The sequence below is a fragment of the Oscillibacter acetigenes genome, assembly GCF_025567605.1.
Classification (GTDB): domain Bacteria; phylum Bacillota; class Clostridia; order Oscillospirales; family Oscillospiraceae; genus Oscillibacter; species Oscillibacter welbionis.
This window is the reverse complement of record NZ_JAOQKG010000005.1, coordinates 154,065-179,830: the sequence shown is the minus strand read 5'-3', so window position 1 is coordinate 179,830 and position 25,766 is coordinate 154,065. Positions and strand designations below refer to the sequence as shown.

Genomic DNA, 25,766 nt, shown 5'->3' with positions numbered 1-25,766 from the left:
TCATGCAGGAAGAAGTCACCCAGCGCACCGTTGCCCTCTGTGTGGAGGCTACAAAGCTCTCCGCCGGGATGCTGCAACAGGCCATGAAAAAAGTGCTGGACGAGATGCAGAAAGGAGTGACCGGCCACAAGACCAAGCTGCACCACGGCAAGCAGACCCTCCGGCAGTTGATGAAGCACAATACCGGCGTTTCAAACATCGAGATCACTGACCAGAACATCCGGGCCTTTTCCGCCACCGCCAAGAAGTACGGCATTGACTTCGCGCTGAAAAAGGACACCAGCGGCGAGATACCCCGCTACCTAGTGTTCTTCAAGGGCCGGGATGCCGACGTTATCACGGCGGCTTTTCGGGAGTTTTCTGCAAAGAACCTGGAGAAAGAGAAAAAGCCCTCCATCCGCAAGGAGCTGGACCAGGCAAAGCAACAGGCCAAAGCCCAACACCGCCAGCGGGAGAAAGTCAAAACCAAAGACCGGGGTGTGGAATTATGACCGACACCTGGAAAAAGGCTCTCTTCCTCAATCTCCCGTATCTGCTGTTTGTCTATCTCTTTGATAAGCTCTGCCAGGCGGTGCGCTTTGCACCCGGCCTTGACGCCTCTGAAAAGTTCCTGCATTTGAGCCAGAGCTTTACGGAGGCGTTTTCTTCTGGGCTGCCCAGCCTGCATCCGCTGGACCTGCTGGCGGGTATCGTCGGGGCGGTCATCGTTCGGCTGGCGGTATACGCCAAAGGGAAAAACGTCCGCAAATACCGCAAGGGCATTGAGTACGGCAGCGCCCGATGGGGCACGGCGGCGGATATTGCCCCCTATGTCGATCCGGTCCCCGACTGGAACATCCCTCTGACCCAGACGGAAAAGCTCACCATGTCCAGCCGCCCGAAAAATCCCAAGTACGCCCGGAACAAAAACATCCTGGTCATCGGAGGCAGCGGCAGCGGTAAGACCCGTTTCTTCGTCAAGCCCTCCCTGATGCAGATGCACAGCAGCTATGTGGTCACCGATCCCAAAGGACAGCTTTTGTCCGAGGTGGGAACCATGCTGCGCCGGGGCGCCCCCAAGCTGGACGAGAACGGAAAGCCCATGCGGGACGCCCGCGGGAAGGTCATCTATGAGCCGTACCACATCAAGGTCCTCAACACCATCAACTTCAAAAAGAGCATGAAATACAACCCCTTCGCCTACATTCGGTCAGAGAAAGACGTCCTCAAATTGGTCAATGTCATCATCGCCAACACCAAAGGCGACGGGGAAAAATCCTCCGAAGATTTTTGGGTGAAGGCCGAGCGCCTTTTGTACTGTGCCCTGATTGGGTACATCTGGTACGAGGCGGAGCCGGAGGAAAAGAACTTCCTCACGCTGCTGGAGCTCATCAACGCATCCGAGGCCAGAGAGGATGACGAGGAATTTCAGAGCCCGGTTGACCTGCTCTTTGCCAAGTTGGAGAAAGAGCACCCGGACCACTTCGCCGTGAAGCAGTACCGCAAATTCAAATTGGCCGCCGGTGTTGTATGCTCTAAAAGACTTCTTAATCAAGCGGTTGGGAAGTCTCTTAGAACACACAACCTAAAACCGAAGAAAGGAGCGCAAGTTATGAGAAAAAACGAGAAAATCACTGCTCTGTACGAACGACTGAGCCGTGATGACTTTGGCAAAGATGATGACCAACAGCGTGAGAGCAATTCCATTTCCAATCAAAAAGCTATGTTGGAGGAGTTCGCCGCACGGCAGGGCTTTACAAACATTGTCCATTTCACAGACGATGGCATTAGCGGCACCTGCTTTGATCGCCCCGGATTTTTGGCAATGATGAAAGAGGTTGAAGCCGGGAATGTGGAGTACCTGTGTATCAAGGACATGAGCCGCATGGGTCGTGACTATCTGAAAGTCGGTCAGATTATGGAAATCCTGCGTCAGCGTGGCGTTCGCCTTATCGCCATCAATGACGGCGTGGACAGTGCCAGAGGGGACGATGATTTTACCCCTTTCCGCAACATTATGAACGAGTATTACGCCAGAGACACCAGCCGTAAAATCCGTTCCACTTTCCAGTCAAAAGGCAAGTCCGGCAAGCACCTTACAGGCACGGTCATTTACGGCTATCTCTGGAACGAAGCCAGAGACCAATGGTTGGTTGACCCCGAAGCCGCTGATGTGGTCAAGCGCATCTTTGCCATGACGATTGAGGGCTACGGTCCGTATCAGATCGCCAGCAAGCTGAAAGAAGAAAAAATCCTCATTCCGTCCGCTTACCTTGCCCAACACGGCGAGGGCGTGAACAAAAACAAGACTTTCAAAGATGTGTACGGCTGGGGTTCTTCCACCATCTGCAACATTCTTGAAAAGCGTGAGTATCTGGGACACACCATCAATTTCAAGACCCGAAAGCACTTCAAGGACAAGAAAAGCCATTATGTCCCGGAGGACGAATGGACAATTTTCGAGAATACCCATGAGCCTATCATTGACCAGCAGACCTTTGACCTTGTGCAGAAAATCCGTGGGAATGTCAGACGCTACCCGGACGGCTGGGGCGAAGCGGCTCCCCTCACAGGCTTGCTTTATTGTGCCGATTGCGGCGGCAAGATGTATGTCCACCGTACCAACAACGGCAAGCGTATTTCTCAATATACCTGTTCCCAATACAGCAAAGTCCCAGTTGGAAAGCTCTGCACGACACAGCACCGTATCAATGAAGATGTGGTACTGTCCCTTGTCTCTGAAATGCTGAAAGCTATTGCCGAGTATGCCAAGCATGACCGAGCCGAGTTTGTCCGTGTGGTGCAGGAAGCGCAGTCCAGCCAGCAGACAGCAGAGGTCAGAAAACAGCGAACACGCCTTGCCACAGCAAAGCAGAGAGTTTCCGAGCTGGAAGTCCTGCTCTGCAAAATCTATGAGGACAACATTTTAGGCAAGCTGTCTGACAGCAGATATGCCACTCTGGACGCTCAATATGAAAAGGAGCAGACCGAGCTTACCGCCGAAATCTCTGTTCTGGAAAAGGCTGTCAAGAGCTATGAGAAGCACGAAAAGGACGCTGACCGTTTTATCGCTCTGATTGATAAGTATGAGAACTTCGACAAGCTGACCATTGCCATGCTCAACGAGTTTATCGAGAAAATCCTTGTGCATGAGCGTGACCGTAAAGGCAGTATACAGACCACACAGGAGGTCGAGATTTACTTCAATTTTGTTGGGCGATTCGTTCCACCGGCGTTTGGCGAAGTGGAGCTTACCCCGGAGGAATTAGAGGAAATCCGCAAGCGTGAGGAACGCAAGGACAGGCTTCATCAGAACTACTTGAAGCGGAAAGCCAGCGGAGCGCAGAAGCGATACGAGGACAAAATCAAGGGGAGAAAAAAGGCAGAAATCGAAGCCAAGAAAGCCGCCATTCGTGCGGAGGATATTGCAAAGGGCGTGTTCGTCCCGGTCAGCAGTTTACCGCAGAGAGAGCCGATGAAAGGAGTACAAACAGCATGAATATCACTTACACACAGAACGGCGATTATCTTATCCCGAACATCATTATCCGCAAGACCAAGCCCCTCGGGCACTACGGCAGACTCCGCAAAGCGTATCTGGAAATGCACCGCCCGATACTGTTCAATGAGCTGGTGCTATCCGACAAGCTCTTTGAGCATTGCGCCGAGATTGACGAAGCGGCACAAAATCGCATGGAGCTGATCGTGCGGTCACTGGCAGAGCAAAACGGCGTGACCGAGCAACTGAAAGCCGAAAACCAAATGGAATGGGTGCGGCAGATGAACGCTTGCAAGGTACAGGCAGAGGAAGTTGTGAAAGCGGAATTGATTTATGATTGAGCGAGGAAGTCCGGGCAGAAAACTGTTCGGACTTTTCTCATGTAGTCCAAAGTTGCGGTAGAATTGTTCACGAGTTTTATGGTACAATTTATGCGAATAAAGAAAACGGAAAATTAGAATCTAACAAGAGAATGTGGTTGTATGAAAAAATCCATATTAGTATTTTGGGCAATCGTGTGTCTGTTACCTATTCAAAGGAGGTTTAAGAATTTTAAATGAAACATATAAGAAATATATTGCTGTTGATTACGATTATTTTTGCTTTTGTTATGCAAGCTGAAGTATATCAAAATATGCTCTGGAACTTTAATGGTGCTTATTATTTATCGTCCAGATACACAACTACTAATGACGATATGGATTCATTTTTAGCCAATGCAGAAGATACAGCTGAGAAGCATGGTGTTCATATTTTTTCGACTTTTAATCAGAGAGTTTCTAATTATCAGACAAGACTTTATATTTATGGTGATGATACCGTTGTTCGGGATAGTCTTAAAAGCACAATGGATATTGAGGAAAAAACATATACGGCTTTGATAGGCGGAATCACCGTAATAGAATTTGAAGATTTTAGAGAAGCAAAAAACACAGGCAATGGACAGGAAATAATGGTCAGCTATATCGGTGACGATGATGACATTATTGCCACATATCAAGATTTGGCAAAAGAATATTCTATATCGCAGCCAGAGTTTTGGCAATCAACCGAAACTGATATGATGTTCATTGTTTGGGGCCTGGTTGCCATATTGATGATTGTACTTAATATGATTGAGGTGATACGCAGACAAAAGGAAGTAGTTGTACGAGCTTCTCTGGGCGAAAATGCTGCTGTGATTGCTCTAAAAGCTGTAGTGGCTGATATGATTTCATATGCTGCATTATTCGTCTTAGCAAAGTTGCTTGTTTCTCAATTTATATCGGGAGCGTATGAAGATCATCTCATTTTGGCAGTGTATTGTGCCGGAGCAGTTCTTTCCGTAATTCCTTATGCTGCTTTTGTCCGCTTTGATGTAAAAAAAGCCTTTGCCAATGCTTCAGATAAAAAAGGTATGTTTTATCTTCTGAACGGTCTTAAAGTATTTGCTACTGCTATGACGATTTTTACAATAACTACAAATCTCAGTAGCATTCAAGGTAATTTACTTACAAACACTACTCTTTTAGAAAATCATTATAATGATTACTATTTTGGAGTTATGCAGATTGAACCTCCTTTTGAAGAAAATGAGGAGGAATCCAAAGAGAGCGAATTTTGGAATGACCTTTACGAAAATGAATACAACACTATAAATCCGGTGGTCTGCATAGGCAGCCGGATAAGCGATACGGATAATTATATTTTTGTAAATCATAATGCCAGAGATATGCTGCAAGGGTTTTCTGATATGCTTACTGAAGATGATGAAAAAGAGGATATCGTGGTCTTCGTGCCAAAGGGAAAAAATGCGGAATCATACAAAGATATCGCAAAAGAGGAAATTGACTCTCTTACCCAAAATGCAGAAGAACTGCGTGTTGTTTATAAAGAATATTCTGGCAGAGAGCAATTTTATTATCTCAATTCGAACAGAGAAGAGGCTATTGACGGATTGTCAAGAGCAACAAATCCGATTGTTATTTATCAGGCAAATGAGGCTGTTGCTTTGAATGGAAGTTATATCGAAACAGGAACATATAATGGTGAGGTGATCTACGGATGCGATGAAAGCACAATTCGTAATGCTGCGAAAAAATATGCAGAACAGCTTGGTCCACACTATTTTATGCTGACGAATGTCGGGGAGGATTATACTTATAGTCATAGTTTCCTCGTGAAACTGATTGGCTTTATAAGCTCTCTTTGCGTATTAGTATTGCTGTTAGATATCGCTATCATCATATCTGAAGTGAAAATGGAATTTAGACTTAATGCGATGGAAATCTCCCTCAAAAAGGTTTTGGGCTATCGCTTTTATGAAAGGCACAAAAGATTTATTTCCGTTAATCTCTTAGAAAATATAGCCGTTGTGATATTGATTTGCATTGTTTCGCTTTTTATATCTAACGCAAGTGTCGGGATTGCTTTACTGGTTGGAGCATTGCTCACCATTATTGAAATGGCAATCATTTTCACAAATGTTATGTGGGTTGAAAAAACAAATATCTCAAAGTCCTTGAAAGGTGGATGTTTATGATTATAATTCGTGGCTTAAATAAAGCATTTGGAGAGAAAATAATTTTCTCCAACTTTAATTTGGAAATTCCGGATGGAAGTTTTGTAGTAATCAGCGGGGATAGCGGCAGTGGAAAAAGCACTTTGCTCAATATGATTGGTGGTATCGAAAAGCCGGATAGCGGCAGTATCATAATCGAAGGGCTGAATATTACCCGGCTTAAAAATAAAAACAGTTTTTTTGCGGATACAGTGGGGTTTCTTTTTCAGAATTTTGCACTGCTTGAAAATAAGACAGTTAAAGAAAATTTAAGTTTGATTAAAAAATCAAGCCGAACTAAAGTATCACTTAAAGAAGCTCTTAATCGTGTGGGGTTATCAAAGGAAGTTAACAAAAAAGTTTATCAGCTTTCCGGTGGTGAACAACAGAGAGTTGCTTTAGCTCGTCTTATGATGAAAAAATGTTCTGTTGTTTTGGCAGATGAACCTACTGGCTCACTTGACAAGAAAAATAGAGATATTGTTATGAGGTTATTGCACGAACTCAATGAAGAAGGTAAAACGGTTATCATTGTTACCCACGATCAGGGTATTATTGAAGATGAACCTTATGTTGTGAAAATCTGAGAGTACCTCTTAGAAATGTCTTGATCTACATTTTATGTAATTTGGGTCAGAAGAAAATCCCTTTAGGAACTAAAGGGCGCACTTCTATACTCTCCTATCGGGAGTATGTGCGTCCTGCGGAGCTTCATTCCCGGTCAGCAGAGAAAAACTGCTTGACCGAAAATGTTTCGTCACTTCGTTCCGTCAAGGGAGCTACACTCCCTTGCGACGCTTGTGCGTCTATCCCTTGTGGACTTGCCGTCCGCAAACAGCATGAAATGCTGTTCGCCGCCAGCAAGTTTGGAAAAATAAATACCGAAAATCAGACCGTTGACTGGTCGCAATGTGCGAAAAGTTGACGGTCTTTTTTTATCCCAAAAATCAAAAAAGGAGGTCAATCACAATGACAAAACCGAAAACCCTCGATCAGCTTCGAGCCGAAAAGGAACGAGCTGAGACGCAGCTTGCACAGGAGAAGCACAAGCTGGAGCGTCTGGAGAACAGAAAGAAGTATCTGGAGAAAGGCGAACGCACCAAGCGCACCCACCGCCTTTGCAATCTGGGCGGCACGATTGAGAGCCTTGCCCCGGAGGTCAAAGATCTCACACGCACCGAAATGACAGAGCTGATGGAACACATCTTTTCTCTGTCCGAAGTCCAGCGAGCCGTCCGGCACATGGCGATTACTCACACCAACCAAGCGAACAGAGAAAAGGAGCTGAAAGCCGATGGCACTATTTCATCTGAGCGTCACGCAGACTAAGCGAAGCGCAGGACAGTCCGCTATTGCTTCTGCCGCCTACCGTGCCGGGGAGCGATTGTATAGCGAGTATTACGGCGAATACAGCGACTACACCCGCAAGGGCGGCGTGATCTGCTCTGACATTCTCCTGCCGTCCCATGCACCGCCCGAATACGCAGACCGCCAGACCCTATGGAACGCCGTGGAAAAAGCCGAGCGTGGAAAGAACGCCCAGCTTGCATACAGCTTTGACATTGCCTTGCAGAATGAATTTTCCCTTGAGGAAAACATCGCTCTTGCAAGGCAATTTTTATTGGAGAACTTTGTGAGCCGGGGCATGGTGGTTGACTTCGCCGTACACCAGCCAGACCGGGAGGACGGCGGCATACCCAATCCACATTTTCATGTGCTTTGCCCTATCCGCCCCATCGAGCAGAACGGCAAATGGGGGCTAAAGCAACGCCGGGTGTATGAGCTGGACGAGGACGGCAACCGTATCCGGGACCAGAACGGCGAGTTTGTTTTCAACGCCGTTCCCACTACCGACTGGGGCAGTCCCGAAACGCTGGAATACTGGCGGCAGACATGGGCAGAGTTATGCAACGCCAAGTTTGCGGAAAAGGGGCTTGACGTTCGTATCGACCACCGAAGCTATGAGCGTCAGGGCGTGGAGCTTCTTCCCACCGTCCATGAGGGCGCAACCGTCCGGGCGATGGAGAAGAAAGGCATACGCACCGAAAAGGGCGAGTTCAACCGCTGGATCAAAGCCACCAATGCCGTTATTCGAGACATCAAGAAGAAAATCACTTCGCTTATGGGATGGATAGCGGATATGAAAGCCGAGCTTGCCAAGCCACAGGCACCCGACCTTGTTTCTCTGCTGAACGCCTATTACACCCAGCGCAGAGCCGGGGCGTATTCGCAGAAAGGCAAGGTAAGCAATCTAAAGGAGATGAACGAGACTTTCAATTATCTCCGGGCAAACGGCATTTACTCCCTTGAAGATTTGGAACACCGTGTCAGCGAACACAGTGCTGCCACAGAGAGCTTGAAGAAAACGCTGGACGAACAGACCGCCCGAATGAAAGCAATTAAGCAGCTCTATGACAGCTCCGCTGCTTTCCAGAGCTTGAAGCCTGTCTACGACGGCTTGCAGAAAATCAAGTTTGAGAAGCCCAGAGCCAAGTACAAGGCAGAGCATGAAGCGGAACTGAAACAGTTCTACGCCGCCAGACGAAAGCTGACCGGGGAGTTCCCAGACGGCAAGGTGGATATGAAAAAGCTGTCCGACGAGTATGACGAGCTGGAACAGGCGCACAACACCACCTATGGCGAGTTTAAGACCGTCAGAGACGATTTACACCGCCTTTGGAAGGTCAAGTCATGCGTAGATACTGCCGCCCGATTTAACGAACGCACAGAGGAACAAAAGCTCCAAAATCGACCCCAAACACGACAGAAAAAGGAGGAACTATCCCGATGAATTACACCCAAGCACAGATTGACCGGGCAAACGCCGTCAGTCTGGAAGATTTTCTCCGTACACAGGGAGAGACGCTTATCAAAAGCGGACGGGAATACCGCTGGAAAGAACATGACAGCCTGACCGTTCGGGGAAACAAGTGGTTTCGCCACAGCCAGAGCAAGGGCGGCTATCCCATTGATTTTGTCATAGAGTTTTACGGCAAGTCCTTTCCCGAAGCCGTCCAGATGTTGACAGGCGAAAACGGCGATGGACAGACCGAAGCCACCACAGCACCGCCCACAGCGTTCCACTTGCCCTTGCACAACCGAACAGCCGACAGAGCAATTCAATATCTTTGCGAAAGCCGAGGTCTCAACCCGAAACTGGTTGAGACTTTTCTTCTTTCCGGGGATATTTATGAGGACAGCAAACGGCACAATGTTGTCTTTGTCGGCAGAGACCGAAACGGCACACCGAGATACGCCCATGTGCGAGGAACGGCAGACACATTCAGACAGGATATTACCGGGTCTGACAAGTCCTATCCGTTCCGCTATGAGGGAAACGGCAACCAGCTCTTTGTCTTTGAAGCGCCGATAGACCTTTTGTCCTTTATCTGCCTTTATCCGCAGGACTGGCAGACAAGGAGCTATCTTGCCCTGGGCGGCGTTTCGGGCAAAGCCCTTGACCGTTTTCTTTCTGAACGCAAGGACACCCGAAAAGTGTTCCTCTGCCTTGACAGCGACACCGCAGGAAGCGAAGCCTGTACCCGACTGGCACAGTCCATTCCCGGCGAGATCGCCGTCATTCGCCTTGTCCCGGCAAGGAAAGACTGGAACGATGTTCTCCGTCAGCAAGGGGACATTCCCAGCCGCAAATTCATAGCCGAAACAATCACGCTGCGAGAGCTGCCCACCGCCCAGCCTGTCCCAATGCTCCGTATGGCAGATGTGGAGCTGACGAGCGTGGAATGGCTATGGTTTCCCTATATCCCCTTTGGAAAGCTGACGATTATACAGGGCAACCCCGGCGAGGGCAAGACCTACTTTGCCATGCGTCTTGCGGCGGCTTGTACCAACCGAAAGCCTTTACCCGGTATGGAGACCCTTGAGCCTTTCAACATCATCTACCAGACCGCAGAGGACGGTCTGGGCGATACCGTCAAGCCCCGACTGATGGAAGCGGAAGCAGACCTTGAAAGAGTGCTTGTCATTGACGATAGGGACACACCGCTGACCCTTGCCGATGAGCGCATAGCAAGGGCAATCCGGGAAAACAACGCAAGGCTGGTTATCATTGACCCGGTACAGGCGTTTCTGGGCACAGATGTGGACATGAACAGGGCAAACGAGGTGCGCCCGATATTCCGCAGTCTGGGAGACATTGCACAGGCTACCGGGTGCGCTATCGTGCTGATTGGACACCTGAACAAAGCCGCAGGAACGCAAAGCACCTACCGGGGATTGGGGTCTATCGACATTACGGCGGCAGTCCGCAGTCTGCTCTTTATCGGTAAGCTGAAGGACAGCCCCACAACAAGGGTGCTTATCCATGAGAAAAGCTCCCTTGCGCCGCCCGGACAGTCCCTTGCCTTTTCTCTGGGAGACGAGAAAGGCTTTGAATGGATAGGAGCTTATGACATTACCGCTGACGAGCTTCTTGCCGGGACGGACACCGCCAAGACCGAAAGCAAGACCGCACAGGCGCAAATGCTCATTCTGGAACTGCTTGCAGATGGAAAGCGTATGCCGAGCGCAGAGCTGGAAAAGGCAGTCAATGAGCGTGGGATTTCCTCACGCACCATGAGAACGGCAAAGAGCCGTATCGGGGACAGACTTGTGACCGAGAAAGACGGCACCGCATGGGTCTGCTATCTCCGAAACTGACAACAGGAACACGGCAAGCGTGGCAAAGACGGCAAGGGTTTTATAGATACCTTAATGTTGCCGCCTTGCCTTGTTCCCTCATACTGACACCGCCCGATGATGAACAGTCACCGGGCATTTTTCATTTACAGGAGGATTTTGAATGAACAATACCGCAACCAACAGTACCCCTTGCCCGACTGTGAGAAAGCAGATCGGCAAGACAACCTATATCGTCCGTGTGCATTTCAGCGAGACCGCCAAGGAGACAATGGAGGACAAAATCAAGCGTCTGCTCCGTGAGGAAGTCCGCAAAATGTGACTTCTTTTTGAATTTGATGAAAAAGTCCTTGACTTTTCGTCTCTGGCAAGACCCTGAAATCCATCCTCATTAGCTGCGGCGCCCGCCTTGCTCCCTTCGATATTGCGGAGCTGCGGGAGATCATGTCCGACGACGAACTGGAGCTGGATACCCTGGGCGACCGGAAAACGGCGCTGTTCCTCATTATGAGCGACACGGATACCACCTTCAACTTCGTCATCGCCATGCTGCAAAGCCAGCTATTCAATCTCCTTTGCGACAAGGCGGACGATGTGTACGGCGGCAGGCTGCCCGTCCATGTGCGGTGCCTCCTGGACGAGTTTGCCAACATCGGGCAGATACCCAACTTCGACAAACTGATCGCCACCATCCGGAGCCGGGAAATCTCGGCTTCTATTATTTTGCAGTCCCAAAGCCAGTTAAAGACCATCTACAAGGACGCCGCAGATACCATTGTGGGCAACTGCGACACCACCTTGTTTTTGGGAGGCAAGGAGAAATCCACCCTGAAAGAAATCTCGGAGCTGCTGGGCAAGGAGACCATCGACAGCTTCAATCAATCCGAGAACCGGGGCAGCCAGGTTTCCCACGGCCTCAATTATCAGAAATTAGGAAAGGAGCTGATGACTCAGGACGAAATTGCGGTGATGGACGGAGGCAAGTGCATCTTGCAGCTTCGAGGGGTGCGGCCATTTTTCAGCGACAAGTTTGATATAACGAAGCATCCCCGCTACAAGTACCTTGCCGACGCCGACAAGAAAAACACCTTTGACATTGAACGGTACATGAAACGCAGACCGGCCATCGTGAAGCCGGACGAGCCTTTCGATCTGTACGAATTGAAAGCGACCGACCTTCAACCCAACAATTCAACTGAACGAAAGGAAATGTGAATATGAGCTTTTTTACTAACGCTATCGACGTTTTGCAGACTCTGGTCATCGCCCTGGGCGGCGGTCTGTGCGTGTGGGGCGGCATCAACCTTCTGGAAGGTTACGGCCAGGACAACCCTGCCTCCAATGCTCATGTACGGTAGAGAAGCACAAAGCAAAACAAGGATAGCCAGCCCTGCCACTATTCCGAAGTCAGGGGAACGCAATAGAAAAATTCATAGCTGTATGCTATACTTAATTAGCATTTGAACATATCAAGCTGACACAGCAATCTCTTTACTTGCCGTTAATGCGCGTCTACCAATAGTCCGCACAAAGCAAGAGTAGCGTAAAGGTATAAAAATTTCAAACTTCTTTGTAACGAAATTCCGATTTCTCCGTCTAACCTATGAAGCTGAAGGAGGTGATGACAAGTATGGACTATGAAAAGCTCTATAAAGCCTACTATTTACAGGTATACTCGTATACTATTTCTCTTGCCAAAAATCGTGAGATAGCAGAGGAAATCACGCAGAACACATTCTATAAGGCTGTTTCTACAACATCACAATTCAAAGGTAAGTCAGATGAATTGACATGGCTCTGCTCCATAGCAAAAAACCTTTACCATGATGAAATGCGAAGCCGTCAGCGAGTAGCTGATGTGAGTGAAATCAATGACTTGCCATCAAATGAAAATGTTGAGAACTCAGTTGCAGATTCTGACATGGCGTTCCGCATACACCTCGTTCTTCACCGTTTGGAAGAACCATACAAAGAAGTCTTTCAGCTTCGCGTATTCGGGGAACTATCTTTTTCACAAATCGCTGCAATTTTTGGAAAAACAGAATCATGGGCGAGAGTTACTTATCATCGTGCAAAGCTAAAAATTCAAGAAAGGATGGATGAAAAGCATGAGTAAACAATGCGATATTGTTCGAGATATTCTTCCGCTGTATGTTGACGGTGCTTGCAGCGAAGCAAGCGCAGAGATGGTAAAAGAGCATTTGAACGCCTGTGCTGACTGTAACGCAATTTATCAGAAATTGCTTTCTCACACGAGCGAAGATGTTCTTCACGAAGAAAGCGAAAGCGTTATTATGCGCCATGAGGCAAAAGAAAAGCAGAGAGGCAGAAAAAAGATAACGATTGCTGTTCTCGTTTCCATCGCTCTTTGTATCATTGCAATTTTTACAGCTCTCTTTCTGTTACCTATAAACATTGCTTATGAGCCTGTCAAAATCAACTTCCCATTTGAGGTTGAAGATGTCGAAAACGTTGAAATGTACCACTATGACGGAGTGCCTGCATCAGCAGAAAAGAAAGTAGTTGTTGCTGAAAATGATATAAAGACCCTGTATGATAAGTTCAAGGGCTTATCCCTAAAAGACAAAACGACTGAGGAAACTGCCGGAGCAGATGTGACCAGCTTTAGATTTAACCTCTCAGATGGAACAAGCTACGATTTGATTTACGCCTGCTATGGGGTTAAAAACGGCGAATTGAAGTCAGCAGCAGGCGGTTTTAAGTATTTCACAAGTGCGGATATCGGCTCTTATTGGAACAATTTGAATACGGAACTTGAGGCAATTCCTATCAATGAGAGTGAATTGCCGTGAGCAGATAGCAAACCCAGCCGAGCCTGTCAACGGTCAAGATGAACGGCGCAAATGCGCCGCCGTTGACAGCCCCGCCCGTCTTTGCTGTTCGGTAATCAAGAGGGCGACAGCACAAGATGCTGCCGCCCTCTGCCATTATTCAGAAAGGGGGATTTTCCATGACCGAACACGAAAAGTATCAAGAACATATCCGGCATACACACGATGCCTTTTGCAAGACTGTTATTCGCCACGCTGCCATAGACGCAGCCCGGAGCATACGGAGCCGCCGCAAGCGGGAAATCTCGCTTGAATATCTGATAGAAGAAAAACACTATCCATTCAGTACCACAGATAAATACTTTGCGGAGCAATCCGGCATGACCAGCTATCCGCTTTTCGTCTGTGGTCAGATGGTGCTTTTGGAAAGTCCAGAGCTTGCCGCAGCCCTGTCCGCACTATCACAGATGGAACAGGAAATCATTTTCTTGTACTACTTCCAACGATTGACGCATAGGGAGATTGGACGGAGATATGGACGGGCTGGCAACACAACCGGGCGGCGTATTCAGATGATTTTACGGCGGCTACGGGCAGAGTTGGAGGGTTTGTCCTATGAGCCAGCTACTTCCCTATGAGACAATCGTTAAGGCAAGCGAGGGCGACCCGGAAGCTGTTGCCGCCGTCCTATCCCATTATGCGGGATATATCCGCTCTTGTGCGAAAATGGACGGACAGATTAACACGGATATGCAGGAGCATATCGTCAGGCAACTGATAGAAAGCCTGTTGAAGTTCCGCTTTGACCGCTAAACAGAAAAGTTGTATAATTAGAGCCTGACAAATTAAACTTCAATGAGGGTAGAGCAAATGGAACAGATTATCAATTATAGAGACATACCCACAGATAAAAGGATTGACATATTAAATGCTCTTGAGCGAATAGGTTTTTTTCCGGCATACGGCGGCGTGAGAACAATGCAGCAAATTATGGAAAAGTCAGTTCCAGGTTCAGGCCCACAATTCTATTTCGTTTTCCGTGAAAATGAGTTGATAGGGTACAATTTTCTCATTGGGGACACTAAGAAATATAAAGCGTTCCCATGGCTTGCTATTAGCAATATGGATGAGCAGAAGTTGACTGTTTGTGAAGAACTGATGAAAATACAAATTGCCTTTTTTGAAGAACTCGGAATGCAAAAGATAGCAGATCATTGCGTTAGGATTATGGAAGATTACAGAAAAGGAATTGGAAAGCAGAAAGAAAGCGATTGCAGATAAATTCCATTTGAAAAACGGCTGACAATTTAATACCGCCACCCATCACAGCGGCAGATAAGCAGTAAATCTTGAAAAGGTTTACTGCTTTTTTTGCGCCCATTTTCAAAAATCTTTGGCAAACCACACCGCCGGATTGTTGTAGGGAGCAGACAGGGAAAACAAAAAAATTTCCGCTGCGTTTGCCAAAACGCCCCCTTTTCACCGTTGTAGTGGTGAACAGCGGGCAGAACACGCCACCGCAATCGCTATATTGGTGGAGCAAGCCAGTATATCCGCAAACCAGAGCCGCCGAGGAAAGCGGTAGTTTTTTAGAGCAAGATTCTACCACGGTGCCAAAATCCGCATATCTGCGGTTTTGCCCCCTTTGGTAAATCTTGTTGGGGAGTGCCTTCCCCAAACCCTGCTCATGCGCCCTGTCGGGCGAGAAAGGAGGTCAACGCTTGAAGAAAAAATATAACACACCCCACCGCTGCCATGTGGTCAAAACCCGCATGACCGAGGAAGAATACGCCGACTTTACCGAGCGGCTGAAACACTATGACATGAGCCAATCCGAATTTATCCGGCAAGCCATTACACGGGCGACCATTCGTCCCATCGTTACCGTTTCCCCGGTCAATGATGAACTGTTGTCCGCCGTTGGCAGGCTGACCGCCGAATACGGAAAAATCGGTGGCAACCTCAATCAGATTGCCCGCGCCCTCAACGAGTACGGCACACCATACAACGCCCTGTCCGTTGAAGTCCGCGCCGCCATTTCTGACCTTGCTGCCTTGAAGTTTGAAGTCCTGCGAAAGGTAGGTGACGCTGTTGGCAACATTCAAACATATCAGCTCTAAAAATGCGGATTATGGCGCAGCCGAGCAGTACCTCACCTTTGAACATGACGAGTTTACCATGAAGCCCACCCTTGATGAAAACGGGCGGCTCATGCTCAGAGAGGACTATCGAATAGCCACGCTGAACTGCGGCGACGAGGATTTTGCCGTTGCCTGTATGCGCTCCAATCTCCGCTATGGGAAGAACCAGAAGCGGGAAGATGTAAAAAGCCACCACTACATTATCAGCTTTGACCCACGGGACGCGGTGGACAACGGTTTGACCGTAGACCGGGCGCAGGCGTTGGGCGAGGAATTTTGCCGGAAGCAGTTTCCCGGACACCAAGCCATTGTCTGCACCCACCCGGACGGACACAACCACAGCGGCAATATCCATGTGCATATCGTTATCAATTCTCTGCGGATAGAGGAAGTTCCGTTCCTGCCTTACATGGACAGACCGGCAGACACCCGCGCCGGGTGCAAACACCGCTGCACAGACGCGGCGATGGAATACTTCAAAGCCGAAGTCATGGAGCTGTGCCACCGGGAAAATCTCTATCAAATCGACCTTTTGCATGGCAGCAAAAACCGCATTACCGAGCGTGAGTATTGGGCGCAGCGGAAAGGGCAGGCAAAGCTGGACAAGGAAGTTGCCGCCTTGCCAGCCGAGGAGCAGCCAGCCAAGCCCACGAAGTTTGAAACAGACAAGGAAAAATTGCGGCAGGCCATACGCACCGCGCTGTCCTCTGCCACAAGCTATGGCGAGTTCGCCGCCGTTCTCTTGCAACAGGGCGTGACTGTCAAGGAGAGCCGAGGGCGGCTATCCTACCTCACGCCGGACAGGACAAAGCCCATTACCGCCCGCAAGCTGGGAGATGATTTTGACCGCGCTGCCGTTCTTGCCCTTTTGGAACAGAACGCCCACAGAGCCGCCGAGCAGACCGCAACCGTACCCGAATACCCCCGCAACATAAGGGAGCGTTTGCAGGGCAAAAAAGCTGTCCAAACCACCCCGGAAAAGGACGGTATTCAGCGCATGGTTGACCGGGCAGCGAAGCGAGCGGAGGGAAAGGGCGCGGGCTATGACCGCTGGGCGGCAGTCCACAATCTGAAACAAATGGCGGCTACCGTTGCCGCCTACGGGCAGTACGGCTATTCGCCGGAGGAGCTGGACGCAGCCCTGGTATCTGCCAATGCGGATTTACAGGACAGCACCGCCAAGCTGAAAGCCCTGGACGCTGCTATCCGGGAGAAAAAGGAGCTTCAGACACAGGTGCTTGCCTATGCCAAGACCAAGCCTGCCCGTGACGGTCTGAAAGCACAGAAAACGGAGAAAGCCCGCAGCACCTATCGGGAACGGCACGAAAGCGATTTTATCATAGCGGACGCAGCCACCCGTTATTTCCGGGCGCATGGCGTTTCCAAGCTGCCAAGCCATAAAGCCCTGCAAGCGGAAATCGAGCAGCTTACCGCCGAAAAGAACGCCCATTACAACGAATACCGGGAGAAAAAAGCCCGTGTCAAGGAGCTGCATACCGTGAAAAGCAATCTTTCTCAAATCCTGCAAGGCGAGAAAGACAGAGAGAAAAAGCACGAACATGAGCGTTAAAAACCGCCCCGAAACGATACCAAAACAGGGATATGCCCTGCACCCTATCCGCAATACTGCCCACCTTTGAAACGGGGCGCACAGCGCAGGAAATCCCCGAAAATGACACCGAGAAACTACATTTTTACCGACCTATCCGCTTATACCAGCGGAAACGGCAGAAAGGAGCGAGAAATGCCACGTATGAGCAAAAAGCGGCGGTTGGAATGGAGCTTTTTCCTCAACCACCGAAACCGTATTACCTACAATGACCTTTGCCGGGGCTGCACACACGGCTGCAAGCAGAGCTTCCGGGCGATTATCGTCCTCTGCCCCCGGTATTTCTCTAAGAGATGGAAACACAGGGAGGACACCGCCAATGGCAGATAACCGCAAATATTACTACCTCAAACTGAAAGAAAACTTCTTCGACAGCGATTCCATTGTGCTGTTGGAGGACATGAAAGACGGGATTTTGTATTCCAATATCCTCTTGAAGCTGTACTTAAAATCGCTGAAAAATGGCGGCAGATTGCAGCTTGACGAGCATATCCCCTATACCGCCCAGATGATAGCCACGCTGACCCGTCACCAAATCGGGACGGTGGAACGGGCATTAGCCATCTTCCAGCAGTTAGGGCTTGTGGAGCAGCTTGACTGCGGGCTGCTTTATATGACCGACATCGAGCTGATGATCGGTCAATCCTCTACCGAAGCGGAACGGAAACGCGCCGCAAGGCTTGAAAATAAGGCACTTTTGCCGCCGCGGACAAATGGCGGACATTTGTCCGACATTCGTCCACCAGAGATAGAGATAAAGAAAGAGATAGATATAGAGTTAGAAAAAGAGGAAGAGTTAAAGGGACAAGCCCTCGCCCGCAGCTATGGCAGATATGAGAATGTATTTCTGACTGATACGGAGCTTTCCGAACTGCAAGCGGAGCTGCCCGAAAAATGGGCGTACTATATTGAGCGGCTTTCCGGCTATATCGCGTCCACGGGCAAGAAATATAAAAACCACGCCGCCACTATTCGCAGATGGGCGGCAGACGATACCGCAAAGGCTGCCCCGAAACAGGGCATACCCGAATACACCTGCAAGGAGGGCGAGAGCTTATGAGTAATCTGTTTACAGAACGAGTTTTGAATATGACGGCTGTTACCCCACAGCCGGAGGACTACATGGGCGAGGACGGACTGCTTTACTGCGGCAAGTGTCACACTCCGAAAGAAGCCTACTTCCCGGAAAAGCAAGCCGCCTTGTTTGGGCGTGACCGCCACCCGGCAGAATGTGACTGCCAGAAAGCCCAGCGTTTGGAGCGTGAAGCCGCCGAACAGCGCAGAAAGCACCTTGACACCGTGGAGGACTTGAAACGCCGGGGATTTACCAATCCTACCATGCAGGAATGGACTTTCGCCAACGACAACGGGAAATGCCCGCAAATGGAGATTGCACACTTCTATGTGGAGCATTGGGAAATCATGCGCGAGGAAAATATCGGCTATCTGCTATGGGGCAAGGTCGGCACAGGAAAAAGCTATTTTGCCGGTTGTATCGCTAATGCCCTCATGGAGCAGGAAGTCACTGTCCGCATGACGAACTTCTCTGCGATTTTGAATGACCTGACCGCCAGCTTTGAGGGGCGCAACGAGTATATCGAGCGTCTTTGCCGTTTTCCTCTGCTTATCATTGATGATTTTGGAATGGAGCGCGGCACAGAGTACGGTTTAGAACAGGTCTACAATGTGATTGACAGCCGCTACCGCAGCCGCAAGCCCTTAATCGTTACCACCAATCTGACATTGGACAGCCTGCAAAATCCGCTGGACACCGCCCATGCCCGGATTTATGACCGCCTTTTGGAAATGTGCGCCCCTATCCTCTTTACGGGAGAGAACTTCCGCCGTGAAACGGCGCAAGCCAAGCTGAACAGACTAAAAGAATTGATGAAATGAAAGGAGTTGCCTATGGCAGAGAACAAGCAGAACACCACCCCGGAACGCCGCCCGGACTGCGTGACAGAGATCCGCATGGGCAACACCGTCCTTATCGTTTCCGGCTTTTTCAAAAAAGATACCACCGACACCGCAGCCGATAAGATGATGAAAGTGCTGGAGGCGGAAGCCGCCGCAGGACACAAAGCCCAGCTTTCGCCCTAACGCTACAAGCCGCACAGTAAAAAATCGTCATTTTGACAGGCGGTAAAGAAGCAGAAGCCGCTATACAGACAGCCGCCCCATGTGGTATAATCGAAATACGGAATAGTGGGGCTGGCTGTCGGAAACGGAGGATTTTATGTTAAGACAGACCACCCAGAAAATCACTGCCCTTTATCCAAGACTATCCCATGAGGACGAGCTGCAAGGCGAAAGCAATTCCATTTCCAACCAGAAGCGTATTCTTGAAACCTACGCAAAGCAGAACGGTTTTTCCAATCTGCGCTGGTACACGGACGATGGTTATTCTGGTGCGAACTTCCAAAGACCGGGCTTTCAATCCATGCTTGCGGATATTGAAGCCGGGAAAGTGGCTACTGTTATCGTAAAGGATATGTCACGGTTAGGGCGAAACTACCTGCAGGTGGGAATGTATACCGAGATGATTTTCCCACAAAAAGGCGTCCGCTTTATCGCCATAAACGATGGAGTGGACAGCGCACAGGGCGACAATGATTTTGCCCCTTTGCGGAACATTTTCAACGAATGGCTGGTGAGAGATACGAGCAAGAAAATCAAAGCCGTAAAACGGTCAAAAGGCATGAGCGGCAAGCCTGTTACGAGCAAACCCGTGTACGGCTACCTCATGGACGAGGACGAAAATTTCATCATTGACGAGGAAGCCGCACCCGTAGTCAAGCAGATATACCGTCTGTGCCTTGCCGGGAACGGTCCGACCAAGATAGCCCGTATGCTGACCGAGCAGGAAATCCCAACGCCGGGAACGCTGGAATACCGCAGGACGGGCAGCACACGCCGCTATCACCCCGGCTATGAGTGCAAATGGGCGACAAATACCGTGGTGCATATCCTTGAAAACCGGGAGTACATGGGCTGTTTGGTGAACTTCAAGACGGAGAAACCGTCCTACAAGACCAAGCACAGCATAGAAAATCCCATTGAGAAACAGGCAATTTTCGAGAACCACCATGAGCCTATCATCGACACCCAGACATGGGAGCGTGTGCAGGAATTACGCAAACAGCGCAAGCGTCCGAACCGCTATGATGAAGTGGGCTTGTTCTCTGGTATGCTCTTTTGCGCGGACTGCGGCAGCGTCATGTATCAGCAGCGTTACCAGACCGATAAGCGGAAACAGGACTGCTATATCTGCGGGAACTACAAGAAGCGCACCCATGACTGCACCGCACATTTTATCCGCACCGACCTTTTGACTGCGGGCGTTCTCTCCAATCTACGGAAAGTGACGAGCTATGCGGCAAAGCATGAAGCCCGGTTTATGAAGCTGCTGATCGAGCAGAACGAGGACGGCGGCAAACGCCGGAACGCCGCCAAGAAAAAGGAACTGGAAGCTGCCGAAAAGCGTATCGGTGAACTTTCCGCTATTTTCAAGCGGCTGTATGAGGACAGCGTAAGCGGTCGCATTTCTGACGAGCGTTTCACGGAGCTTTCGGCAGACTATGAAGCCGAACAGCAGGAATTGAAAGAGCGTGTTGCCAGAATACAGGCGGAGCTTTCCAAAGCACAGGAAGCTACCGTAAACGCAGAAAAGTTTATGAACATTGTCCGCAAGCACATGAACTTTGAAGAACTGACCCACACCCTCTTGCGTGAGTTTGTAGAGAAAATCGTTGTGCATGAGTGCAGCTACGATGAAAACGGCACACGCAGACAGGATATTGAGATTTACTATTCTTTCGTCGGCAAGGTGGACTTGCCCGAATGACCGCCCGCCCTATCCGATACCAAAGACAAGTATCGGATAGGAAAGGCAAAATTTTTTACACTTCTATTACTTCTTTATCACACATAAGCAAAGAGCCAGGGCATCAAGCAGCTCATGGCGGGCGGCGGCGTTGCCCTCATCGGCATCACCCTGATTCCCCTGCTCTCCGGTCTGCTGTCCACCACCTGATGTTTCTCTAAAACCGGTGGGGGCTTTCGCTTGATAGCGGGAGCCCCCGCAAAGGAGGTGATCTCCCTTGATATTGGATATGATCCAGGAGTGGTTCAAGGAACTGCTCATTGACGGTATCATTTCAAACCTGACCGGGATGTTTGATACCCTGAACACAAAGGTGGGCGAGATCGCCGGGGAGGTCGGCATGACACCCGCCGCCTGGAACAGCAGCATCTTCAACATGATCCGCAACCTCTCGGAGACGGTGATCGTCCCCATCGCGGGCATCATCCTCACCTTCGTCATGTGCTACGAGCTGATCCAGCTCATCATCGAGAAGAACAACCTCCACGACTTCGACACCTGGATTTTCTTCAAGTGGATTTTCAAGACCTTCTGCGCGGTGTTGATCGTCACCAACATCTGGAACATCGTCATGGCGGTGTTCGATGTGGCGCAGAATGTGGTCAGTCAGTCGGCGGGGGTCATCATCTCGGATGCGGGCATCGACATCTCTGGCGTGGTGGGCGATCTGGAAACCCAGCTTGCCGACTGGAGCGTGGGCGCCCTGCTGGGGCTGTGGTTCCAGAGCGTGTTTGTGGGGCTGTGTACGCAGATACTTTCCATCTGCATCTTCCTGGTGATCTACGGCAGAATGATTGAGGTGTATTTGGTGACCTCCATAGGCCCCATCCCCTTTGCCACGATGGTCAACCGGGAATGGGGCTCCACGGGGCAGAACTACCTTCGCTCCCTGCTGGCCCTGGGCTTCCAGGCCTTCCTCATTATGATTTGCGTGGGCATCTACGCAGTGCTGGTGGAGGGCATCTCCACATCCGGCGACAACATATCCGCGGCCATCTGGGGCTGCATGGGCTATACGGTTCTACTGTGCTACACCCTGTTCAAGACCGGCAGCCTTGCAAAATCCCTGTTCGGCGCCCACTAAAGGAGGTGTAAAACATTGGCTTATGTAACGATCCCGAAGGACCTGAGCCGGATACAGAGCAAGGTTCTGTTCGGGCTGACCAAACGACAAGTGATCTGTTTCGGAGCGGCGGCGCTGGTAGGTGTGCCGCTTTTCTTTTTGGCAAAAGCGAGCCTGGGGACCACCACGGCGGCGCTGTGCATGATCCTGGTGATGCTGCCCTTTTTCCTGTTCGCCATGTACGAGAAGAACGGGCAGCCGCTGGAAGTATTTCTGGGCCATCTGATCCAGAACAAATTCATCCGGCCGAAGGTGCGTATCTACCAGACCAACAATCTCTATTCCGCCCTGGTGCGGCAATCCCAACTGGAACAGGAGGTGAAGCGGATTGCGAGAAAAGGCAGAAAGACCGGCGAAGCGTAAGCTCACCCGTAACCAGCGCAAGCAGATCGAGGCGGTGATCCGGCAGGCTAAGGGCGACGGAAAAGCCCATACGGTGCAGGACAGCATCCCGTTTCAGAATATGTTCCCCGACGGTCTGTGCAGACTGGAGGGCGGGACCTTTTCCAAGACCATTGCCTTTGAGGATGTGAATTACCGCCTGGCTGGGCCGGAGGACCAGCGGAGCATCTTTGAAAGCCTCTGTGACTTCTACAACGGCTACGATCCCTCCATCGGCGTCCAGGTCACTTTGGACAGCCGCAGCGGAGGCAGCGCCGCCGATGAAATGTTCGGCATTACCCGGCAGGGCAACGACCTGGACCCCATCCGGGACGAGGCGGTGGACATCCTGCGGATGCAGTACAAACGGGGCAACAACGGCTATGTGAAAACCAAGTATGTGACCCTGACCATCGAGGCGGAGAACCTTCCCGCAGCACGGGCGCGGTTTGCCCGCATCGAGACCGACACCCTCAACCGCTTTAAGGTCATGGGGGCGGCGGCTCATGTGCTGGACGGAAAGGAACGGCTGGAGCTGCTTTACAACATCCTCCACCCGGAGGGTGGGCAGTTCGCCTTTGAATGGGACTGGCTCCCGGCCAGCGGCCTTTCGGTGAAGGACTTCATTTCGCCGTCCTCCTTCCACTTCGGGGAGACCCGCACCTTCCGCATCGGCAGGCGGTACGGGGCGGTGTCCTTTCTGCAAATCCTGGCGCCGGAGATGCACGACCGCATCCTCACCGACTTCATGGAGGCGGACGGGAATATCATGGTGACCATGCACATCCGGGGCATCAACCAGAACGAGGCCATCAAAATGGTCAAGCGAAAGATCACCGACCTGGACGCCATGAAGATACAGGAGCAGAAGCGGGCGGTACGCAGCGGTTACGATATGGACATTCTTCCCTCCGACCTTTCCACCTACGGCGGCGCGGCAAAGGACCTTCTCACCGACCTGCAATCCCGCAACGAGAGAATGTTCAACATGACCTTTCTGGTTCTGCACACGGCGGAGACCCGGCAAAAGCTGGAGATCGCCGTGTCCCAGGCGGCCAGCGTCGCCCAGACCTACAACTGTCTTCTGACCCGGTTGGACTTCCAGCAGGAGGACGGGCTGATGTCTTCTTTGCCTCTGGGCCTCAACTGCATCAAGATTGAACGGAGCCTGACCACTTCGGCCCTGGCGGTGTTCGTCCCCTTCGTCACCCAGGAGGTGTTCATGGGCGGCGACGCCATGTACTATGGCCTCAATGCCCTCTCCAACAACATGATCCTGCTGGACCGCAAGCAATCCCGCTGTCCCAACGGCCTTGTGTTCGGCACGCCTGGCAGCGGCAAATCCATGAGCTGCAAACGGGAGATCACCTTTATCATGCTGATGACCCAGGACAATGTCATCATCTGCGACCCGGAGGACGAGTATTCGCCCCTGGTGAAGCGGCTGGGCGGCCAGGTAATCCGGCTGTCCCCGTCCAGCACCGACTATGTAAATCCCCTGGACATCAACCTCAACTATTCCGAGGAAGAAAACCCGCTGGCGCTGAAATCCGACTTCGTGCTGTCCTTCTGCGAGCTCATCATGGGCAGCAAGACGGGGCTGGAGGCCATCGAAAAGACGGTCATCGACCGGGCGGTGCAGATGATCTACCAGCCCTACTTTGCCGATCCCCGGGCGGAGAATATGCCGATTTTGGGCGACCTGATGAACGCCCTGCTGTCCCAGCACATCCCGGAGGCCGACCGGGTTGCCCAGGCACTGGACCTCTATGTGAACGGTTCGCTGAACTTCTTCAACCACCGCACCACCGTGGACATCTCCAACCGCCTTATCTGCTTTGACATCAAGGGCCTGGGCAAGAACCTGAAAAAGCCCGGCATGCTGATTGTCCAGGATGCGGTGTGGAACACCGTCACCATCAACCGGGCCATTGGCCGGTCTACCTGGTATTTCGTGGACGAGTTCCACCTTCTGCTGAAAGAGGAACAGACTGCGGCGTACAGCGCCGAGATTTGGAAGCGGTTCAGAAAGTGGGGCGGTATCCCCACCGGGGCGACCCAGAACCCCAAAGACCTGCTTTCCTCTCCGGAGATTGAAAACATCCTGGAAAACAGCGATTTCATCTATATGCTCAACCAGGCGGCGGGCGACCGGAAGATACTGGCGGAGCGGCTGAACATTTCTTCTGAACAGCTTGCCTATGTGACCAACTCCGAGCCGGGCCACGGGCTGCTGTTCTTCAACAATGTCATCCTGCCCTTTGCGGATGACTTCCCGAAGGATACCGAACTTTATAAGCTGCTCACCACCAAGCCCAGCGAGGTGGAACATGAGGAAAGGATGGGATAAGGATATGGAACAGGAAAAGCTGTATGTCATTGAGGAAAAGACCTACGAGGCGCACATCGACGAGGAGGTCCACCTCTACGGGTTGCTCCACCAACTGGCCTTTCTTGCCGGGAAGATCAAGGACCGCCGGGACATGGAGAACCTGATCGACACCGCCCGGCACTATGGGGACATTGCCGACCAGATGTTTGACCGCTGGAGCATCCCCGGCCGCTATTTGGTGTTCGGCGACAAGGACGACCTTGCCCGGCTGAAGGCCCTGGAGCTGTGCGAGCTGGACGCCTTCTATGTGGACTGCGAGGACGACGAGGACCAGCTCCATGCCTGACCGCCTCACCCATGTGAGCCTCTTTTCCGGTATCGGCGGGCTGGACCTGGCGGCGGAGGCGGCAGGCTTTGAAACGGTCTGCCAATGCGAGTGGGCGGACTATCCCTATTCCATCCTGCAAAAGCATTGGCCGGATGTGCCGAAATTCCGGGACATCACCACATTCACGAAGGAGGCGTTTTTTGAAAGAACAGGACTTGAAACCGTCACCATCCTCTCCGGTGGCTTCCCGTGCCAGCCCTTCTCCACCGCCGGAAAACGGCGTGGCTTTGCGGATGAACGCTACCTGTGGCCGGAGATGTGCCGCGTTATTGCCGAACTGCGACCCCATTGGGTGCTTGGGGAAAATGTTGCTGGCTTCATCAATATGGGGCTCGACAAAACGATTTTTGACCTGGCAAAAGCGGGATACGCTGTTCTCCCATTCGTATTTCCGGCTTGCGGCGTCGGCGCATGGCATGAGCGCCAGCGAACTTTTATCGTCGCGGCTGATGTTTCCCACAC

Annotated in this window: 25 protein-coding genes and 4 pseudogenes; all 29 read left to right on the top strand. The window is 50.9% G+C overall.

Features of this window, described 5'->3' with window-relative positions; all coding sequences use genetic code 11:
* The first annotated feature begins 2 nt into the window (after nt 1-2).
* Nucleotides 3-491, top strand: coding sequence for a PcfB family protein (locus tag OCV80_RS11750; RefSeq protein ID WP_080906131.1), 489 nt, complete (start codon nt 3-5; stop codon nt 489-491).
* Complete coding sequence (locus OCV80_RS16690; protein WP_267288417.1) at nt 488-3,478, top strand: DUF4368 domain-containing protein; 2,991 nt, start codon at nt 488-490, stop codon at nt 3,476-3,478. Before OCV80_RS11750 ends, OCV80_RS16690 begins: the two co-directional genes overlap by 4 nt.
* Nucleotides 3,475-3,819 carry a TnpV protein gene (locus OCV80_RS11740; protein ID WP_267288416.1) on the top strand — a complete coding sequence of 115 codons (345 nt, stop codon included), beginning with the start codon at nt 3,475-3,477 and terminating at the stop codon, nt 3,817-3,819. Before OCV80_RS16690 ends, OCV80_RS11740 begins: the two co-directional genes overlap by 4 nt.
* Before the next feature lie 215 nt (nt 3,820-4,034).
* Entirely contained in the window at nt 4,035-5,999 is a 1,965-nt protein-coding gene (locus OCV80_RS11735; RefSeq protein ID WP_002593327.1) for a DUF1430 domain-containing protein, read from the top strand.
* Nucleotides 5,996-6,604, top strand: coding sequence for an ATP-binding cassette domain-containing protein (locus tag OCV80_RS11730; protein WP_002593328.1), 609 nt, complete (start codon nt 5,996-5,998; stop codon nt 6,602-6,604). The genes OCV80_RS11735 and OCV80_RS11730 overlap by 4 nt, the downstream gene beginning before the upstream one ends.
* A gap of 382 nt (nt 6,605-6,986) precedes the next feature.
* Nucleotides 6,987-7,346: a DUF3847 domain-containing protein gene (locus OCV80_RS11725; protein ID WP_002593329.1), complete on the top strand. Its 360-nt coding sequence runs from the start codon at nt 6,987-6,989 to the stop codon at nt 7,344-7,346.
* Entirely contained in the window at nt 7,312-8,808 is a 1,497-nt protein-coding gene (mobQ, locus tag OCV80_RS11720) for a MobQ family relaxase (protein WP_267288415.1), read from the top strand. The genes OCV80_RS11725 and mobQ overlap by 35 nt, the downstream gene beginning before the upstream one ends.
* On the top strand, nt 8,805-10,676 hold the full coding sequence (locus OCV80_RS11715) for an AAA family ATPase (RefSeq protein WP_267288414.1): 1,872 nt from the start codon (nt 8,805-8,807) through the stop codon (nt 10,674-10,676). The genes mobQ and OCV80_RS11715 overlap by 4 nt, the downstream gene beginning before the upstream one ends.
* Before the next feature lie 142 nt (nt 10,677-10,818).
* Nucleotides 10,819-10,977 carry a transposon-encoded TnpW family protein gene (locus OCV80_RS11710; RefSeq protein ID WP_002593332.1) on the top strand — a complete coding sequence of 53 codons (159 nt, stop codon included), beginning with the start codon at nt 10,819-10,821 and terminating at the stop codon, nt 10,975-10,977.
* 41 nt (nt 10,978-11,018) lie between these two features.
* Nucleotides 11,019-11,870: pseudogene (locus OCV80_RS11705) on the top strand (VirD4-like conjugal transfer protein, CD1115 family); the annotation flags it as partial.
* A 2-nt stretch (nt 11,871-11,872) separates the two neighbouring features.
* Nucleotides 11,873-12,001, top strand: a pseudogene (locus OCV80_RS11700) (Maff2 family mobile element protein); the annotation flags it as partial.
* Between the two features lie 257 nt (nt 12,002-12,258).
* Entirely contained in the window at nt 12,259-12,771 is a 513-nt protein-coding gene (locus tag OCV80_RS11695; protein ID WP_003533443.1) for an RNA polymerase sigma factor, read from the top strand.
* Nucleotides 12,764-13,468, top strand: a complete 705-nt coding sequence (locus OCV80_RS11690; protein ID WP_054324686.1) for a zf-HC2 domain-containing protein — start codon at nt 12,764-12,766, stop codon at nt 13,466-13,468. The genes OCV80_RS11695 and OCV80_RS11690 overlap by 8 nt, the downstream gene beginning before the upstream one ends.
* Nucleotides 13,469-13,626: 158 nt before the next feature.
* The gene (locus OCV80_RS11685) at nt 13,627-14,085 is read left to right on the top strand and encodes an RNA polymerase sigma factor (RefSeq protein ID WP_023921375.1); all 459 of its coding nucleotides are present in this window, start codon (nt 13,627-13,629) and stop codon (nt 14,083-14,085) included.
* Nucleotides 14,063-14,260, top strand: a complete 198-nt coding sequence (locus tag OCV80_RS11680; RefSeq protein ID WP_005946132.1) for a helix-turn-helix domain-containing protein — start codon at nt 14,063-14,065, stop codon at nt 14,258-14,260. Before OCV80_RS11685 ends, OCV80_RS11680 begins: the two co-directional genes overlap by 23 nt.
* A 42-nt stretch (nt 14,261-14,302) precedes the next feature.
* Nucleotides 14,303-14,728, top strand: coding sequence for a hypothetical protein (locus OCV80_RS11675; RefSeq protein WP_055155944.1), 426 nt, complete (start codon nt 14,303-14,305; stop codon nt 14,726-14,728).
* 440 nt (nt 14,729-15,168) lie between these two features.
* Nucleotides 15,169-15,567: a plasmid mobilization protein gene (locus OCV80_RS11670; RefSeq protein WP_008818019.1), complete on the top strand. Its 399-nt coding sequence runs from the start codon at nt 15,169-15,171 to the stop codon at nt 15,565-15,567.
* Complete coding sequence (locus OCV80_RS11665) at nt 15,539-17,158, top strand: relaxase/mobilization nuclease domain-containing protein (protein WP_055155943.1); 1,620 nt, start codon at nt 15,539-15,541, stop codon at nt 17,156-17,158. Before OCV80_RS11670 ends, OCV80_RS11665 begins: the two co-directional genes overlap by 29 nt.
* Nucleotides 17,159-17,332: 174 nt before the next feature.
* A complete protein-coding gene (locus tag OCV80_RS11660; RefSeq protein ID WP_006573562.1) occupies nt 17,333-17,527 on the top strand; it encodes a hypothetical protein in 195 nt (64 codons plus the stop codon).
* Complete coding sequence (locus OCV80_RS11655; protein ID WP_005933730.1) at nt 17,517-18,257, top strand: phage replisome organizer N-terminal domain-containing protein; 741 nt, start codon at nt 17,517-17,519, stop codon at nt 18,255-18,257. Before OCV80_RS11660 ends, OCV80_RS11655 begins: the two co-directional genes overlap by 11 nt.
* On the top strand, nt 18,254-19,093 hold the full coding sequence (locus tag OCV80_RS11650; RefSeq protein ID WP_267288413.1) for an ATP-binding protein: 840 nt from the start codon (nt 18,254-18,256) through the stop codon (nt 19,091-19,093). The genes OCV80_RS11655 and OCV80_RS11650 overlap by 4 nt, the downstream gene beginning before the upstream one ends.
* 12 nt (nt 19,094-19,105) lie before the next feature.
* Nucleotides 19,106-19,297, top strand: a complete 192-nt coding sequence (locus OCV80_RS11645; protein WP_005932101.1) for a transposon-encoded TnpW family protein — start codon at nt 19,106-19,108, stop codon at nt 19,295-19,297.
* 136 nt (nt 19,298-19,433) lie between these two features.
* Nucleotides 19,434-21,041, top strand: coding sequence for a recombinase family protein (locus OCV80_RS11640; protein ID WP_005933734.1), 1,608 nt, complete (start codon nt 19,434-19,436; stop codon nt 21,039-21,041).
* 87 nt (nt 21,042-21,128) lie between these two features.
* A pseudogene (locus OCV80_RS16450) lies at nt 21,129-21,230 on the top strand (Maff2 family mobile element protein); the annotation flags it as partial.
* A 79-nt stretch (nt 21,231-21,309) separates the two neighbouring features.
* On the top strand, nt 21,310-22,164 hold the full coding sequence (locus OCV80_RS11630; protein ID WP_136891797.1) for a VirB6/TrbL-like conjugal transfer protein, CD1112 family: 855 nt from the start codon (nt 21,310-21,312) through the stop codon (nt 22,162-22,164).
* 15 nt (nt 22,165-22,179) lie between these two features.
* Entirely contained in the window at nt 22,180-22,566 is a 387-nt protein-coding gene (locus OCV80_RS11625) for a PrgI family protein (protein WP_136891406.1), read from the top strand.
* Nucleotides 22,532-24,934, top strand: a complete 2,403-nt coding sequence (locus tag OCV80_RS11620) for a VirB4-like conjugal transfer ATPase, CD1110 family (RefSeq protein ID WP_136891407.1) — start codon at nt 22,532-22,534, stop codon at nt 24,932-24,934. The genes OCV80_RS11625 and OCV80_RS11620 overlap by 35 nt, the downstream gene beginning before the upstream one ends.
* A 4-nt stretch (nt 24,935-24,938) precedes the next feature.
* Complete coding sequence (locus tag OCV80_RS11615; RefSeq protein ID WP_136891408.1) at nt 24,939-25,262, top strand: hypothetical protein; 324 nt, start codon at nt 24,939-24,941, stop codon at nt 25,260-25,262.
* Nucleotides 25,222-25,704: pseudogene (locus OCV80_RS16685) on the top strand (DNA cytosine methyltransferase); the annotation flags it as partial. The gene OCV80_RS11615 and the pseudogene OCV80_RS16685, both read left to right, overlap by 41 nt.
* Nucleotides 25,705-25,766 lie beyond the last annotated feature (62 nt).

What these genes read in the sequence shown, in the direction of transcription:
- OCV80_RS11750 (WP_080906131.1), top strand. Translation starts at nt 3, where the DNA reads ATGCAGGAAGAAGTCACCCAGCGCACCGTTGCCCTCTGTGTGGAGGCT.
- OCV80_RS16690 (WP_267288417.1), top strand. Translation starts at nt 488, where the DNA reads ATGACCGACACCTGGAAAAAGGCTCTCTTCCTCAATCTCCCGTATCTG.
- OCV80_RS11740 (WP_267288416.1), top strand. Translation starts at nt 3,475, where the DNA reads ATGAATATCACTTACACACAGAACGGCGATTATCTTATCCCGAACATC.
- OCV80_RS11735 (WP_002593327.1), top strand. Translation starts at nt 4,035, where the DNA reads ATGAAACATATAAGAAATATATTGCTGTTGATTACGATTATTTTTGCT.
- OCV80_RS11730 (WP_002593328.1), top strand. Translation starts at nt 5,996, where the DNA reads ATGATTATAATTCGTGGCTTAAATAAAGCATTTGGAGAGAAAATAATT.
- OCV80_RS11725 (WP_002593329.1), top strand. Translation starts at nt 6,987, where the DNA reads ATGACAAAACCGAAAACCCTCGATCAGCTTCGAGCCGAAAAGGAACGA.
- mobQ (WP_267288415.1), top strand. Translation starts at nt 7,312, where the DNA reads ATGGCACTATTTCATCTGAGCGTCACGCAGACTAAGCGAAGCGCAGGA.
- OCV80_RS11715 (WP_267288414.1), top strand. Translation starts at nt 8,805, where the DNA reads ATGAATTACACCCAAGCACAGATTGACCGGGCAAACGCCGTCAGTCTG.
- OCV80_RS11710 (WP_002593332.1), top strand. Translation starts at nt 10,819, where the DNA reads ATGAACAATACCGCAACCAACAGTACCCCTTGCCCGACTGTGAGAAAG.
- OCV80_RS11695 (WP_003533443.1), top strand. Translation starts at nt 12,259, where the DNA reads ATGAAGCTGAAGGAGGTGATGACAAGTATGGACTATGAAAAGCTCTAT.
- OCV80_RS11690 (WP_054324686.1), top strand. Translation starts at nt 12,764, where the DNA reads ATGAGTAAACAATGCGATATTGTTCGAGATATTCTTCCGCTGTATGTT.
- OCV80_RS11685 (WP_023921375.1), top strand. Translation starts at nt 13,627, where the DNA reads ATGACCGAACACGAAAAGTATCAAGAACATATCCGGCATACACACGAT.
- OCV80_RS11680 (WP_005946132.1), top strand. Translation starts at nt 14,063, where the DNA reads ATGAGCCAGCTACTTCCCTATGAGACAATCGTTAAGGCAAGCGAGGGC.
- OCV80_RS11675 (WP_055155944.1), top strand. Translation starts at nt 14,303, where the DNA reads ATGAGGGTAGAGCAAATGGAACAGATTATCAATTATAGAGACATACCC.
- OCV80_RS11660 (WP_006573562.1), top strand. Translation starts at nt 17,333, where the DNA reads ATGCCACGTATGAGCAAAAAGCGGCGGTTGGAATGGAGCTTTTTCCTC.
- OCV80_RS11655 (WP_005933730.1), top strand. Translation starts at nt 17,517, where the DNA reads ATGGCAGATAACCGCAAATATTACTACCTCAAACTGAAAGAAAACTTC.
- OCV80_RS11650 (WP_267288413.1), top strand. Translation starts at nt 18,254, where the DNA reads ATGAGTAATCTGTTTACAGAACGAGTTTTGAATATGACGGCTGTTACC.
- OCV80_RS11645 (WP_005932101.1), top strand. Translation starts at nt 19,106, where the DNA reads ATGGCAGAGAACAAGCAGAACACCACCCCGGAACGCCGCCCGGACTGC.
- OCV80_RS11640 (WP_005933734.1), top strand. Translation starts at nt 19,434, where the DNA reads ATGTTAAGACAGACCACCCAGAAAATCACTGCCCTTTATCCAAGACTA.
- OCV80_RS11630 (WP_136891797.1), top strand. Translation starts at nt 21,310, where the DNA reads ATGATCCAGGAGTGGTTCAAGGAACTGCTCATTGACGGTATCATTTCA.
- OCV80_RS11615 (WP_136891408.1), top strand. Translation starts at nt 24,939, where the DNA reads ATGGAACAGGAAAAGCTGTATGTCATTGAGGAAAAGACCTACGAGGCG.